The organism is Paenacidovorax caeni (assembly GCF_001298675.1).
Lineage (GTDB): Bacteria > Pseudomonadota > Gammaproteobacteria > Burkholderiales > Burkholderiaceae_C > Paenacidovorax > Paenacidovorax caeni.
In genome coordinates this window covers 1-13010 of the sequence record NZ_CYIG01000065.1, presented here as the reverse complement: position 1 = coordinate 13010, position 13010 = coordinate 1, and the positions used below count along the sequence as shown (strand labels likewise).

Annotated in this window: 12 protein-coding genes and 1 pseudogene; 6 read left to right on the top strand and 7 right to left on the bottom strand. The window is 64.7% G+C overall.

The annotated features are described in order from the left end of the window. The first annotated feature begins 159 nt into the window (after positions 1 to 159). Positions 160 to 1311 carry an HsdR family type I site-specific deoxyribonuclease gene (locus tag BN2503_RS17660; protein WP_233495121.1) on the top strand — a complete coding sequence of 384 codons (1152 nt, stop codon included), beginning with the start codon at positions 160 to 162 and terminating at the stop codon, positions 1309 to 1311. Beyond that, positions 1308 to 2063: a M48 family metallopeptidase gene (locus BN2503_RS17655; RefSeq protein ID WP_054257927.1), complete on the top strand. Its 756-nt coding sequence runs from the start codon at positions 1308 to 1310 to the stop codon at positions 2061 to 2063. The genes BN2503_RS17660 and BN2503_RS17655 overlap by 4 nt, the downstream gene beginning before the upstream one ends. Before the next feature lie 645 nt (positions 2064 to 2708). Here the strand turns inward: BN2503_RS17655 and BN2503_RS17650 are convergent. Further along, a complete protein-coding gene (locus BN2503_RS17650; protein WP_054257926.1) occupies positions 2709 to 3539 on the bottom strand; it encodes a tRNA-uridine aminocarboxypropyltransferase in 831 nt (276 codons plus the stop codon). Between the two features lie 188 nt (positions 3540 to 3727). On the opposite strand from BN2503_RS17650, the gene BN2503_RS17645 reads away from it, so the two are divergent. Continuing rightward, positions 3728 to 4432: an SOS response-associated peptidase gene (locus tag BN2503_RS17645; protein ID WP_054257925.1), complete on the top strand. Its 705-nt coding sequence runs from the start codon at positions 3728 to 3730 to the stop codon at positions 4430 to 4432. 237 nt (positions 4433 to 4669) lie between these two features. On the opposite strand, the gene BN2503_RS17640 is transcribed toward BN2503_RS17645, so the two are convergent. Together BN2503_RS17640 and BN2503_RS21395 are read right to left on the bottom strand one after the other, a co-directional pair. Then, positions 4670 to 6307 carry a DUF2130 domain-containing protein gene (locus tag BN2503_RS17640; RefSeq protein WP_082366664.1) on the bottom strand — a complete coding sequence of 546 codons (1638 nt, stop codon included), beginning with the start codon at positions 6305 to 6307 and terminating at the stop codon, positions 4670 to 4672. A gap of 71 nt (positions 6308 to 6378) precedes the next feature. Then, positions 6379 to 6905, bottom strand: a pseudogene (locus tag BN2503_RS21395) (GGDEF domain-containing protein). Positions 6906 to 7748: 843 nt separating this feature from the next. On the opposite strand from BN2503_RS21395, the gene BN2503_RS17630 reads away from it, so the two are divergent. Next, positions 7749 to 8222 (top strand): hypothetical protein, encoded by a 474-nt coding sequence (locus BN2503_RS17630; protein ID WP_054257923.1) that lies wholly within the window; start codon positions 7749 to 7751, stop codon positions 8220 to 8222. 16 nt (positions 8223 to 8238) lie between these two features. Here BN2503_RS17630 and BN2503_RS17625 read toward each other — a convergent pair whose 3' ends face one another. Together BN2503_RS17625 and BN2503_RS17620 are read right to left on the bottom strand one after the other, a co-directional pair. After that, on the bottom strand, positions 8239 to 8922 hold the full coding sequence (locus tag BN2503_RS17625; RefSeq protein ID WP_054257922.1) for a glutathione S-transferase family protein: 684 nt from the start codon (positions 8920 to 8922) through the stop codon (positions 8239 to 8241). Positions 8923 to 9048: 126 nt separating this feature from the next. Further along, positions 9049 to 9621 carry a 5-formyltetrahydrofolate cyclo-ligase gene (locus BN2503_RS17620; RefSeq protein ID WP_054257921.1) on the bottom strand — a complete coding sequence of 191 codons (573 nt, stop codon included), beginning with the start codon at positions 9619 to 9621 and terminating at the stop codon, positions 9049 to 9051. Between the two features lie 14 nt (positions 9622 to 9635). Between BN2503_RS17620 and BN2503_RS17615 the strand changes: the two genes are divergently transcribed. Together BN2503_RS17615 and BN2503_RS17610 are read left to right on the top strand one after the other, a co-directional pair. Then, on the top strand, positions 9636 to 11633 hold the full coding sequence (locus BN2503_RS17615) for a lytic transglycosylase domain-containing protein (RefSeq protein WP_054257920.1): 1998 nt from the start codon (positions 9636 to 9638) through the stop codon (positions 11631 to 11633). A gap of 78 nt (positions 11634 to 11711) precedes the next feature. Next, positions 11712 to 12263, top strand: coding sequence for a DUF4124 domain-containing protein (locus tag BN2503_RS17610; protein ID WP_054257919.1), 552 nt, complete (start codon positions 11712 to 11714; stop codon positions 12261 to 12263). A 4-nt stretch (positions 12264 to 12267) separates the two neighbouring features. Here the strand turns inward: BN2503_RS17610 and BN2503_RS17605 are convergent, their stop codons facing one another. Then, positions 12268 to 12804, bottom strand: a complete 537-nt coding sequence (locus tag BN2503_RS17605) for a cytochrome b/b6 domain-containing protein (protein ID WP_054257918.1) — start codon at positions 12802 to 12804, stop codon at positions 12268 to 12270. Further along, positions 12804 to 13010 (bottom strand): hypothetical protein (locus BN2503_RS21090; RefSeq protein ID WP_233495120.1); only part of this gene is annotated, 207 nt, incomplete at its 5' end. The genes BN2503_RS17605 and BN2503_RS21090, both read right to left, overlap by 1 nt.

Genomic DNA, 13010 nt, shown 5'->3' with positions numbered 1-13010 from the left:
ATGAGGTCTTCAGGCTTCTTGTAGTTAGCCAGCAGGCCAGACAGCAGTTCTTCGGGTACGTCGTGTTTCTTGGTGCTCATTGTGCTTACGGACAGGCCGGCTCGCGCCGGCGGTGGATTGTCCGTTTACACAAAATTCTGCACACCCTCGGTAGCGCGGGTGAACCGCCTGCACGACGCCAAGCGCTACGGCGTGCTGGTGGACTACCGCGGCATCCTGAAGGAGCTCGACACCGCCATTCGCGCCTATCAAGACTTGGAGACGCGTACGCAAGGTGGCTTCGATGTTCAGGACCTCGAAGGGCTCTACCACCAGTTCTGCACCGAATACAAGCGTCTACCTGCGCTTCATGAGCAGCTTTGGTCCTTCTTCAAGACGGTCACCAACAAGCTGGACCGCGAGCAGTACCGACAGGTGCTCGCCCCTCGCTTCGTCAAGGACGCTGATGGCACCGAGTACGACGAGCGACAGAAGCTGCGCGACGACTTCTATGACGCGCTCACTGCTTTCGGCCTGTGCCTTCAGACGGCCCTGTCCTCGCGGAGCTTCTTCGAGGACAAGAGCTTCTTGGAGGAACTGATCGCTCGCTACAAGAGTGACCTTCGCTTCTTCACCGAACTGCGCCAAACGGCTCGCCGAGATGCGATGGAGACGGTGGATTACAGCGTCTACGAGGAGCAGATCCGCAAGCTGGTGGACAAGCAGGTCATCGGCACTGAAGTACGAGAGCCTGATGGTGTGTATCTAGTTCACCAACTGGGCCAGGAGAAGCCGGAGGACTGGTCGGAGGAAAAGGCGCGCAACGAAACGGACATGATCCGCACTCGTCTGCGCAAGACGATTGAGCAAGAACTCGCTGGAGATCCGTATGCCCAGAAGGTGTTCGGCGAATTGCTGCGGCAGGCGATTGCCGAGGCCGAGGCGATGTTTGAGCACCCGCTGAAGCAGTACGCCCTGTTCAAGTCGTTCGAGGAACAAGTGGCATCGCGAGCGACGCCAGGTACACCGGATGAACTGGCGACCAACCCACATGCGAAGGCCTACTTTGGGGCCATCCGGCTGGTCCTTGGTGAAGACGGCTTCGCCGCGTTGGAATCGCAAGCCCTTGAGCGCCTGGCGCAACAGTCCCTTGCGATCGATGTCGTGGTCAAGGATGCAGTCGCCGAAAACTCGCTCAACCCCCAGAACATCGAGGCAGCGATCCGCAAAGGGCTGCTGCCACTGCTGTTTGGCAGCTTGGGGCTGGACAACGCCAAGCAGGTGGTGGAACAAGTCATCCAGATCACTCGCATCGGCCTGAGCAAGGCGTGATCGTGGACGCGCTAGGTTTTGATGGTCAGCATCGTGTGGCGTACGGTGATGAGCAGATTGCGTTCACGTTGCGCCGGCAAACCACACGCGTCGTTTCGCGGGTAGCGATCCATGTCGAGCCAGATGGGCGCGTGGAGGTCGACGCGCCACCGGCAACCCCGCTGGCCGACGTGCTGGCGGCAGTGCGCAAGCGCTCGCGCTGGATCAGTCAGCATGTCGCTGCTGCCAAAGCGCGGATGGCGCATGTGTTGCCTCGCGAGTACGTGAGCGGAGAGTCCATCCACTACCTTGGCAAGCGGTATCGGCTCAAAGTCGTGGTCGAGCCGGCGAGCGCTGCCGAGGCAAAGTTGCGTGGAGCGTTTGTAGTGGCGAGTGTGCCTTGCCACGACGTCGATCAGATCCGCGCGTGTATCGACGCTTGGTATCGCGAACGGGCTCGCGAGGTCTTCGCGACACGCCTCAAGGTCGTCTCCGAGCCGTTGAGGTGGGTTCGCCAACCACCGGCGTTTCGCTTGCAGTTCATGACCCGCCAATGGGGTAGCTGTTCCCCGTCGGGACGACTGACCCTCAACCCTTGGCTGGTGGCTGCACCGCGCGAGGGCATTGACTACGTGTTGCTCCACGAGCTTTGCCATCTGAAACATCACAACCACAGTCGGAGCTTCTATGCCACGTTGACGAGGCACTTCCCTGACTGGGAGCGCGTGAAGGAGCGCCTGGACGACCAGGCAGAGCGCTTCCTCCGTCGCTGAGTTCATCGGCAGGTCGCCTTCAATCCCATGGATGCTCATGCAATAAGTCACCATCAGTTCAGTATCGATCGATGGTCGACTTATGTCGCTGTAGAACGGTGCCTGGTGTTGACGCAGTTCTCTGAGATCAAGCAAGCGATCAATCCCACGTAGCAAGTGACCGCGGCAATGCGCGGCCAGCTCTCCAGCATGCAGGCGTCTCAGCAAACGCAAGAGGCGGCACTGACCGATTTCCGCCGGGAGATCACCGGACGGTTCATACGCCTCAATGTCGTGATCTCCGGCCTGTCCGTCGCCTTCATTGCAGCGCTGGGCGGGCTCGCCCACCTCGCGAAGGTCTTCTGGCCCTGTTCGTGGATAAGGGGCGCTTCAGTTCGTCGCGCGAGGTCGCGACGCTGCCATCGCGCCAAGTGGCTGGCCGGAGTGCCCCACCCAGCATCTCTTCAACCAAGTCGAGGCGATAGCCGAGCCTCCACAAAAGGCTTTCGAGGAGGCTCAGCCTTGACTGAGCGCGATGCTACCCGTCGAATCTGAGCGCCGTCGAGGTTCCGACGGACTCTATTTGTGTCAGCTATCGACGTCGCGCAGATCTCAGAGTTTCCGACGGACTTTCCGCCGTGGCTTTGAGATAGAAGGATCAACGACTTAGCTGGGCCGGTACCGACGGACTTTATTTGTTGGAGTCACCGCCAATGCCTCCGCTCCTCGTGCCAGAGCCCGCAGGCGCTGGTGTGCCTCCCCCTCCCACTGCGGTGGCAACTGGTGTTTCGCCTGCAGGTAGTGGTGGGTGAACACGTCCAGATAGGCATCCAGCGTCAGCGCAGCATGGGCGTCGCCCGTCAGTTCCAGGCACAGTGCGGCCACCTCGGCGGTGCAGAAATGGTCGCCACGCCTGGAGTGGCGCAGCACATAGCGTGACACCTGCTCGGGCGCCAGACTCAAAACAGGCAGGTGGTTCAGATAGGGGCTTTTGCGGAACATCTTGCGTGCCTCGGGCCATGTGGCGTCCAGCAGCACCAACAAAGGGCGTTTGGCATTGGCCGGGCCGCCTGGTGCGCAGTCGCTCATCGTCGTCACCACCCGTTCGGCCTGTGCGAACTCGCCCGGGAACACCACCAGCGGCTCCCACTGCGGGTCGGCCAGAAGCGCCAACAACCCGGGGGCCACCTCGGTACGCGCCCAGCCAAAGGCAAAGGTGTCGGGCACCACGTCAGCAATCAGCCAGCCAGTATTGCTTGGCTTGAGGGGCTCTATATCGGCCATCAACAAGCACACCCCCGCGTGCGTTGGAACCACTGGCCGGACACCGCACAGGCAGTGGCTGGGCACCAGGCGGCAGCCAGGGCAGCGCTCACCTTTGGGGCCACCCCGCGCCAAAAATGGTTTACTGCTGCGCGCCAGGCGCTCGGCGCGCAGGCGGGAGACGGCATGGGGTGCGGCAAGACAAGAGGTCGAGAGACTGTCGTGTGGGTGCATCGCGTCCGAGCGTACCCTGCTTCGGTTGAAGAACGGCACAGCCGGGCGTTCTTGCCCTTTAACGTGGCCCCGCCATGGGGCGACAGTGCATGCTTTCGATTCCGGTACCAGTTGGATCGTGCACAGCGATGTTTACGACTTTAATTGGTCAGAATATTTGATGGGCCAGAGTGCTTACCATCCGCGCCATGAGCTCCCAATACGAATCGCTGCATCCTGACCACCTGTACCGGGATATTTTTGACGTCGACGCGCCCAGCGGCGCCGGGGTGGGGCGCCAGGTTTGGCCCCGCCGCCCAGGTGTTTTCATCCGCAATAAGCCAGTATTGCCTTCGGTCGAAAGCGCCGAACACCCGTATCCAGGCGCGATCGGGCGTGAGCTCGTCGTGGGGCAGTTTGGCTTGGTTCCGTCCTGGGTCAAATCCGCTTCGGATGCAAAACTGCGTTCGTCCAAGCTGGTCAACGCGCGCTCGGAGGCCGCCAGCACGTCCAACAACTATCGTGGTGCTTGGCTGGGCGCGCAGCGTTGCATCGTGCCCATGATGGCGTTTCACCAGGACGACTGGCGTAGCGGCAAAGCCGTGTCCACGCGGGTCGCGCGGGTGGACGGCAAGCCTATGGGCGTCGCCGGTCTATGGGAGTGTTGGACCGGTGCCGAGGGCGAGGTGATCGTTAGTTTCTGCCTGCTCACGGTGAACGCCAACAGCCACGCGCTGATGCACCGTTACGGTCAACCGGGCAGCGAAAAGCGCATGTTGGCGATTTTGAACGAAGGTGCGTATGGCGCCTGGCTGAACGCGGCCCAGCCGGAGAAAGCGCGCGAATTCATGCGGGCGTATCCGGCCGAGGGCCTCACCGCCAACCCCATCGTAAAAAAGCGCTCAGCCGATTGATCAACACAGCGTGACCGGCACCGTCTCGATGCGCTGCTGTGCACCTTTCCATGACGGTGGCTGGCGCGCGGCGCTCTCCCTGGCTTATGGCACGAAGAGGCGTGAAGAGTCCTTTGCGTAACGAGGGTTTGCAACCGCGAGGGGCAGGCCGCAGGTCCGCGGCAGGCTGAATGCAATCCTTTGAAGCCCTGGGCCTGGGCGGCGGCAATTGGGTTGCTGCCGGCCTTTGACGCCATGTCAATCGGCCCCAGCGGTGCCGTCGCTCTTCAGCTCCGCAAACTTGGCGGCCATGGTGGGGTTGCCACGTATCAGCTTCTTGACGGTAAGGTCCTCGGCCTTGTCGTTGGCCAGGCGCAGATTGTTGGCGGATTTGTAGAGCGCATCCTTGGTCTTTTCCAGGTCCTTGATGGCTTCGTCGATGCGTTTAACCGCCTCCTCGAAGCCATCAGAAGCCAGGCGCCAGTTGCGGCCAAACGCGGTCTTGAAATCGTCCAGTTGCGCCTCGAAGCGCGTGATGTCCACGTTCTGCGCTTTCACCAGGGCCAGCTCGGACTTGTAGCGCAGCGAGTTCATCGCCGCATTGCGCAGCAGCGTGATCATGGGGATGAAGAACTGCGGCCGGACCACGTACATCTTGGGGTAGCGGTGCGAGACATCGACGATACCGCTGTTATAGAGTTCATTGTCGGGTTCCAGCAGCGAGACCAGTACCGCGTATTCACAGCCTTTTTCCGTGCGGTCCTTGTCCAGCTCCTTGAAGAAGTCTTCGTTCTTTTTCTTGGTGGCCGTCTGGTCGTTCTCGTTTTTCATCTCGAACATGATGGAAACGATCTCGGTCTGCGCTTCGTCATGCTCGCGGAAGATGAAGTCGCCCTTGCTGCCGCGGCTAGCGTCGTTGTCCTTCTCAAAGTAAGCACGCGGAAAAGCGCTGGCGCGAATGCGGTTGAACTCGATTTCGCAATGCTGCTCCAGGGTCTCGCCCACCATCTTGGTCGAGAGCTTGGCCTTCATGTCGCGCAGGCGCTCGATCGCCTCGTCGCGATCCTTCAGCTGGGTTTCGTACTTGTCCTTGAGTGATTTTTCGGCCAGTTCCTTTTCCAGTGCGGCGCGGTCCAGGTGGTTCTTGAGCGTGTCGCGCTCTTGCTGCACCTTGCCCACGGCCTCCGTGAGCGCCAGTTGGTGACTGACTGACGCCGCGTCCAGCTGAGATTTCAGAGTCTGCAATTCCAGCTCTTTGCTGGTCACCGCCTTTTGCAGTTCGCTTTCCAGCCGGGCCTGCGCCAAGGCAGCCTGGGCTCTTTGTTCCAACTGGCTCTGGTGCAGTTGTTGCGCCAACTCGTCGCGCTGCCGCTGCGCATCGCTGATGGCGTTGTTCACGGCCAGCTGGCGCGCCACGGCTTCACTGTCCAGCTGGGCCTTGAGCCTCTGGATCTCCGCATCCTTGGCTGCAGCGGTCTTCTCCAATTCAGCCTGCAGCCGCGCGGCGACCAGTTGTTCGGCGCTTTGCTGCTCGCTTTGTGCATGGGCCAGCTGGTTGAGCAGCCCATCGCGTTCCTTTTCCAGCCCGCTCAGTGCCTGGGCCAATGCCAGCCGGTTGGCCAATGCGGCGGCCTCCAGCTGATTTTTGAGGTCCTGTATTTCGGCGTCCTTGCTTGCCGCGCTGCTCGTCAACTCACCGGCCATCCTGGCTCGTTCGAGCGCGACCGCGTTGCGCTTCTCCTGCTCCGCCAGTTGCAGCCGCTCGTGCAGCTGCTTTTCCAGCTCTTCGCGCTGCTTGTCGAACTCACTGTCACGAACCTGCTTTTGAATATCAGCATAGCCAGCCTCGTCGATCTTGAAGGCTTTTTTGCAATGAGGGCAAATGATTTCGTGCATAGGAATCTGTGGCGCTGACGGCGCGTGGATGTCGCCTTCAAACACGCCGGATTTCGAAGGGGCCTTAGGGTTTAAGTGGAAACCTCTATCGAGGTGCTGCTGTTGCCGGCTTGCTTGCGGCTGGCATCCGTTTCCTCGTGGAGGAGCGTGTGGCATGGGCCGTGGGCGGCGGTGGAGTCGCTGTGCACCCGGTTACGGCCATTGGATTTGGCGTGGTACATGGCCGCATCGGCCTGGGCCAGCAGGGTGGTGAGGTCCGTACAGGCCGCACCCGCCTCGGCCACCCCGATGCTGATGGTGACATGCAGCATGGTGTCGTTGATCGGCACCACAAGGGCTTGTACAGCCAGGCGCAGCTTTTCTGCAACCTGCAGGGCCGCGTGCAAGTCCGCGCCGGCGAGCAGTACCGCGAACTCCTCGCCCCCAGGCGCCCGCACAGGTCGGCTTCGCGCAACGCCGTCTTGAGCCCGCGTGCCACGGCTTGCAGCACCCGATCGCCCGCAGCATGGCCGTGCGTGTCGTTGATCTGTTTGAAGTGGTCGATGTCCACCAGCAGGGCACACAGAGGCAAGCCGTTGCGGCGGGTGGCGGTGAACATCGTGTCGGCCTGTTCCCTGAAGGCGCGCAGGTTGTTCAGCCCGGTCAGCTCGTCGGTGCGGGCGGCGGTGCTGGCAATGCGGTGCTCAATTTCAAGTTCACGGCGCAGCCGCAGCAGCGACTGCAGCGCGCCCGACAAGTCCCCGGTCGCGCGCACGACGAAGGCGGAAAACGCCAGGGTGGTGAAGGCCAGCACCCGTTGTTCGCTGCCAGGCTCGGTGAGCAGCCACAGCGTTGTGGGCAGCAGCACCAGACCCACGGCAACGAGCGTCATGGAGCGGTAGGCCGAGTAGGCCGAGATTGCGCTGCCGGCCATGCCGATGGCAAAAAAGAGGGTGATAGCCTGCGATAGCAGGTTGTCGCGCGACATGAGCAGAAAAGCGCCAAGGCCCCAGGTCCCGGCCGTGAACACCAGGGTGGCCCAGTACACGCTTTCCCAGCGGGCGGGTGTGCGGCATTGCAGGGCGCTGCGGTTGTAAGCCCAGAACAGGCCCAGGCGAACCATGCCCGCCACGCACAGCGTGATGAGCCACGGCACGATGACTTCGTGGTTGCCCAGGTCGCGCTGCAACCAGGACAGCGCCAGCGCCCCTCCCACACTGCCAAATGTGGCCAGAAAGGACTGGTGGAACAGGAGCTGCAACTTGTCCGTGCGCACCTGCATGGCGACCGACCCGCTGGCTGGATGCGCTGGCGTGGGGGGCGGGCGGGACATGGTGGGTGTGCGAAAGAAGTGCAGGAGGAGAACGATGGCACATCATACGGTCGCCCGATGTGGCGCTGGGCAGCGGGACCGGCGGTGCGGTGAGCGACGCAGACGGTGTCCCGTTATAGTCGCAGCCCCATGTCCATCGCCTCTTCGCTCACGATCGCCCAGTTGAACCCCGACGGCAGCGTTCCTGTGCCCCTTTCGCCCGACGCGCAGGCCAACGCAGCGGCGGATGCCTTGCAGCGCGAAGCGCAGCTGGAAGCCCTGCAGGCCCAGGTGGCGGATCTGGAGGAGGTTCTGGCCAAGCCGCTGAGCGAAATCCTGGCCGACCGCGACCGGTTCAAGCAGGCCGCCGCTGCGTGGGATGCCTTTGGTGCGATGTGGGTGCTGTCCCAGCGCGCCATGCGCCGCGTGGCGCTGGATCTGGCCGAGGCGCAGGGGCTGAGCGAAGCCGAGGTGGTGGCACGCGCCATGGCTTACGCCAACGATGTGCTCAATGGCGACGGCGAAGACCTGGGCGGCTCCATCGCCGCAGCGCAGATGGCGCACATTGCGCGGCACAAGCCGTTCCTGCGCAAGCAATTCAGGCCGAGTGCGTCTGCAGACTGAGCGCGCCCCGGCGTGCTCAGCGCCGTAGCCGGTACGGCTCCTCGAATTCGCGGAAGTCTGCCTCCGCCAGCGCGCCGTCGATCCAGTCCTTCACGCCCGGCAGCGCCTGCACGCGCCGCACGTAGTCGGCGATAGGCTGCGGCACCGGCAGCGCGAAGGTGGTCAGGCGCATGCACACCGGGGCGTAGAAGGCGTCGGCAATGCTGAATGCGCCGAACAGCATCGGGCCGCCGTGTTGCTGCAGCAGCGCACTCCACATGGCCACCAGGCGCTGCACGTCGGCGCGCACGCCCGCGTTGTCGCGCCAGATCAGCGCGCCGGTTTCGGGCAGATGCGCCTCGATGTTCATGCCGCAGGCGCTGCGCAGCGCGGTGAAGCCGCTGTGCATCTCGGCCACCACGCTGCGTGCCGTCGCGCGGGCGGCGCGGTCCGCCGGCCACAGCTGCTTGTCGGGGTACTTCTCGGCCAGGTATTCGGCGATGGCCAGGCTGTCCCAAAGCACCAGGCCGTCATCGACCAGCACCGGCACCTTGCCCGTGGGCGACAGGCCCGCGAGCTGTGCCTTGAACTGCGAGCCGGGCGCGAAGCTGTCGAAGCGCACAGGCTTTTCCTCAAAGGCGATGCCCGCCTGGCGCAGCAGCACCCAGGGGCGCATGGACCAGGACGAGTAGTTCTTGTTACCGATGTAGAGCTGGAGCATGGCGTTTCCTTGCGCTGTGGTGCTATTGAAAAAGGAGCTACTAGCGCTTTCTGCAAAAGCTTTTGCGGTACAAAACACCGCGAAAGTCTTGTGTATCAAGCGCTAGCAGCTATGGTTTTTTCAAACCTACACCGGCCAGACCACACCGTTGTCGTTCAGGATGGCGTCCAGCGGCTGGTCGTGCGCCTCGGGCTCGAAGTCGTCCAGGTAGCCCACGGTGTAGCCCAGGCCCACCGTGACCGGGCGCGGCTGCAAGCTGGCCAGGGTGCGGTCGTAGAAGCCGCCACCATACCCCAGCCGGTAGCCGCCCGGGCCGTAGCCCACGCAAGGCACGAACAGCAGTGTGGGCACGATCAGCTCGGTGTCCTTGGGCTTGGGGATGCCGTAGGCGTCCTCCTCCATCTCGCAGCCGGGGTACCAGGCGTGGAAGGTGAGCGTTTTGTGCTGCTTGTTGATCACCGGCAGGCCGATGCGGCGGCGCTGGGGTTCGTCCAGCAGCTCGCCGTCTTCCTTCCAGCGGTGCAGTGCGGGCAGCGGGTCGAACTCGCCCTTGATCGGCCAGTAAGCGCCAATCACCGTGTCGGCCTGGTTTAGCAGCCACAGGCGCATCACGCGCTGCAGCGCGTCGGCGCGCCCCAGGCGGTCGGGCAGATTCAGACGTTGCTCTATCAATTGGCGGCGCAGGGCGACTTTGTCCATCACATAATTCCCTCATGCAATGGACGAAGATTCTGACACCCCTGGCGGCCTCGGCCCTGCTCGCCATGGCGGCGCTGCCTGCGCAGGCGCAAAACTCGGGCGACGATACCCTGCTGGAAATGCAGCAGGCGTACCGCAAGGGTGACCGCAAGAAGCTCACGCAGCTGCTGCCGGCCGCGCGCGGCCATGTGCTGGAGCCCTGGGCCGCCTACTGGGAGCTGCGCGCGCGCCTGGACGAAGCGCAGCCGCAGGAGCTGCAGGATTTTTTCACGCGCTACGCCGGCACCTACCAGGAAGACCGCCTGCGCAACGACTGGCTGCTGCTGCTGGGCCAGCGCCGCGACTGGGCGCGCTTTGCCGAGCTGCACCCGCACTACCGCATGGGCGACGACCGCGAGGTGCGTTGCTACGCGCTGTACGTCGATCTGCTGCAGGGCAGCGCGCCGCCGCAAATGGCCGAGGAGGTGCGCCGCCTGTGGTACGCCCAGCGCGACGCCGACGACGGCTGTACCCATGCCGCCGACCAGCTCTATGGCGAGAAGAAGCTCAGCGCCCAGGACGTGTGGCGCAAGGCGCGCCTGGCCATCGAGGCCAACCGCGGCCGCGCCGCGCGCAACGCCGTGGCCATCGTCGCCAGCGACGCGCTGCCCGGCCTGGCGCAGCTGCAGGCCTCGCCCACGCGTTTCCTGCTGGGGCGCGACGCCAAGGGCCGCGCTACGTCCGCAGGCAAGGTGCGCCAGGAACTGGCCACGCTCGCGCTCACCAAGCTCGCCACCAGCGACCACGAGGCCGCCGCCCGCCTGCTGGAGGGCACGTGGAGCACGCAGCTCGCGCCCGAGGAGCGCCACTGGGTCTGGGGCGTGATCGGCAAGCAGGCCGCGCAGCGCCTGTCGGAAGACGCGCTGGTCTACTTCGGCAAGGTGGCCCGGGACACCGACCTGTCCGACGAACACCTGGCCTGGAAGGCCCGCGCCGCGCTGCGCGCCGGACAGTGGCAGACGGTGCGCAAGGCCATCGACGCGATGACCCCCGAGGCACGCCAGGACAGCACCTGGGTGTACTGGAAGGCGCGTGCCCTGCTCGCCAGCCACCCCGGCGAAGCCGAGCGCCAGCAGGCGCGCCAGCTGCTGGAGGGTATCGCCAGCCCGCGCGGCTTTTATGAGCAGCTCGCGTTGGAGGAGCTGGGCCAGCCGATCACCGTGCCACCCGCGCCCGCGCCGCTCACCGCCGAGGAAAAGGCCGCCGCGCGCGCCAACCCGGGGCTGAACCGGGGGCTGTACGCCATTTTGCTCGGCCTGCGCAGCGAAGGCGTGCGCGAGTGGAACTACACCACCAACCTGCACCAAAGCGGCGGCATGACCGACCGCGAGCTGCTCGCCGCCGCCGACTTCGCCTGCGCGCAGCAGGTGTGGGACCGCTGCATCAACACCAGCGAGCGCACGCGCGCCGTGGTGGACATGGCGCAGCGCTTTCCCATGCCCTACCGCAGCGCGGTGGTGGCGCGCGCCCAGGGCATCGGGCTCGACCCGGCCTATGTGTATGGCCTGATCCGCCAGGAAAGCCGCTTCATCATGGACGCGCGCTCGGGCGTCGGCGCCTCGGGCCTGATGCAGGTGATGCCCGCCACCGCACGCTGGACGGCGCGCAAGATCGGCCTGGCCGGCTTCACGCCCGACCAGATCAACGACCGCGACACCAACATCACCATCGGCACGGCCTACCTCAAGCTGGCGCTGGACGACTTCGCCGGCTCCATGCCGCTGGCCGCCGCGGCCTACAACGCCGGGCCGGGCCGCCCGCGCAACTGGCGCAACGGCCCGGTGCTGGACGCCGCCATCTGGGCCGAGAACGTGCCCTTCAGCGAAACGCGCGACTACGTGAAGAAGGTGTTGGCCAACACCACCACCTACGCCGCGCTGCTCACGGGCCAGCCGCAGTCGCTCAAGAGCCGCCTGGGCACGGTGGGGCCGCGCGATGCGTCCACGCCCGACCCGAGCCGGGACCTGCCTTGATGCTATTTTATTGAGAGCTGCTGGCGCTTTCCTGGCAAGCGCTAGAGGCCGATTTCCTACTGATTCCCTGGAGGCGCGATGCACCTGCGCGATTGGAAAACCGTGGCTGCCGCCGCGCTGCTGGCATGCATCGGCGCGCAGGCGCAGCCGGTGTACAAATGGGTCGATGCCGAGGGCCGGACCCACTACGGCGGCCAGCCCCCGGCCAGCCAGCAGGACGCCGAGCCGATGAAGCTGCACGGCGCAAGCGCGCCCAACCGCGCGGCGGAACCGCGCTACAACGCCGACGGCACCAAGAAGATCCCCAAGGACGCGCAGGAGTTCGGCGAAGGCCTGCAGAAGGCGCTGGGCACGGTGGACTCGCAGACCGTGCCGCTGAACTGCACGGGCGCCGTCGCCAACATCCACGGCCAAGCCAGCACGATGCTGGAGGTGGGCCAGAAGAACGTGCGCGACGGCTACATGGCGCAGGCCGACTTCGACAAGGTGGCGCCCAAGATCCGCGAGGCCAAGGGCCGCTACAGCGTGGCGGACTGCCAGTCGGCATCGGGCAACAAGCGCGCGTTCTACCAGTGCATGTCCAGCAGCCGCAACCATGTGACGGGCTGCGACAAGCAGTTCAAGCACTGAAGCTTCAGGCCACGTCGTGCGGGCCCGGCGGTGCCTTGCCGCCCGTGACCATGGCGCGTGCCAGGTTTTCGCGGTGCGCCCAGCTGGTCCACAGCATGCCGCCCACGTGCAGCGCGACCAGCGCCAGCAGCGCCCAGCCCAGGTATTTGTGCAGGTAGGCGAGCCAGGCGTAGCCCCAGAACATGTCGGTGGTCTGTAGCCAGCCGGTGAAGCCCAGCAGAGACAGGTTGGCCAGCAGCGCCAGCACCATCCAGCCGCCCAGCGGGTTGTGACCGATGTAGCGCGGCGCTTGGCCGGCCAGCGCCGCGCGCGCGTAGGCCAGCGTGGCGCGCGGCGCGCGCACGAACTGCGCAAAGCGCGCGTAATGACTACCGCAAAAGCCCCAGGCCAGCCGCGCCGCCAGCAGCGCGATGACCGCGTAGCCCACGCGCTCGTGCAGCGGCCCGGTGTCGCTGCGGCTCCACCAGGCCACCGCCACGGCCGTGACCATGCCCCAGTGCAGCAGGCGCACGGGCGCGTCCCAGACAGGTACGCAGCGCATCAGCCCACCACAGCCCGCAGCGCATGAAATCGGCGCGGCCTGATGCCGCGCAGCGGCTTGTATCTTCCATCCAGACCGTCGCGGTAGAGTTTGACTGCCGTAAAGGTAGCCAGACCGGCCCGTGCAGTTTGGTAGCCGCTGGGGTGTTCGAGCCCGTCCCTGAGTACAGAACGCACGGCCACCGCGCAGGTCTTCATTGAGCCCGA

Excerpts from the sequence above, each read along its gene's own strand:
- BN2503_RS17650 (WP_054257926.1), bottom strand. The coding sequence starts at position 3,539 with ATGCACCCACACGACAGTCTCTCGACCTCTTGTCTTGCCGCACCCCAT.
- BN2503_RS17645 (WP_054257925.1), top strand. The coding sequence starts at position 3,728 with ATGAGCTCCCAATACGAATCGCTGCATCCTGACCACCTGTACCGGGAT.
- BN2503_RS17640 (WP_082366664.1), bottom strand. The coding sequence starts at position 6,307 with ATGCACGAAATCATTTGCCCTCATTGCAAAAAAGCCTTCAAGATCGAC.
- BN2503_RS17630 (WP_054257923.1), top strand. The coding sequence starts at position 7,749 with ATGTCCATCGCCTCTTCGCTCACGATCGCCCAGTTGAACCCCGACGGC.
- BN2503_RS17625 (WP_054257922.1), bottom strand. The coding sequence starts at position 8,922 with ATGCTCCAGCTCTACATCGGTAACAAGAACTACTCGTCCTGGTCCATG.
- BN2503_RS17620 (WP_054257921.1), bottom strand. The coding sequence starts at position 9,621 with ATGGACAAAGTCGCCCTGCGCCGCCAATTGATAGAGCAACGTCTGAAT.
- BN2503_RS17615 (WP_054257920.1), top strand. The coding sequence starts at position 9,636 with ATGCAATGGACGAAGATTCTGACACCCCTGGCGGCCTCGGCCCTGCTC.
- BN2503_RS17610 (WP_054257919.1), top strand. The coding sequence starts at position 11,712 with ATGCACCTGCGCGATTGGAAAACCGTGGCTGCCGCCGCGCTGCTGGCA.
- BN2503_RS17605 (WP_054257918.1), bottom strand. The coding sequence starts at position 12,804 with ATGCGCTGCGTACCTGTCTGGGACGCGCCCGTGCGCCTGCTGCACTGG.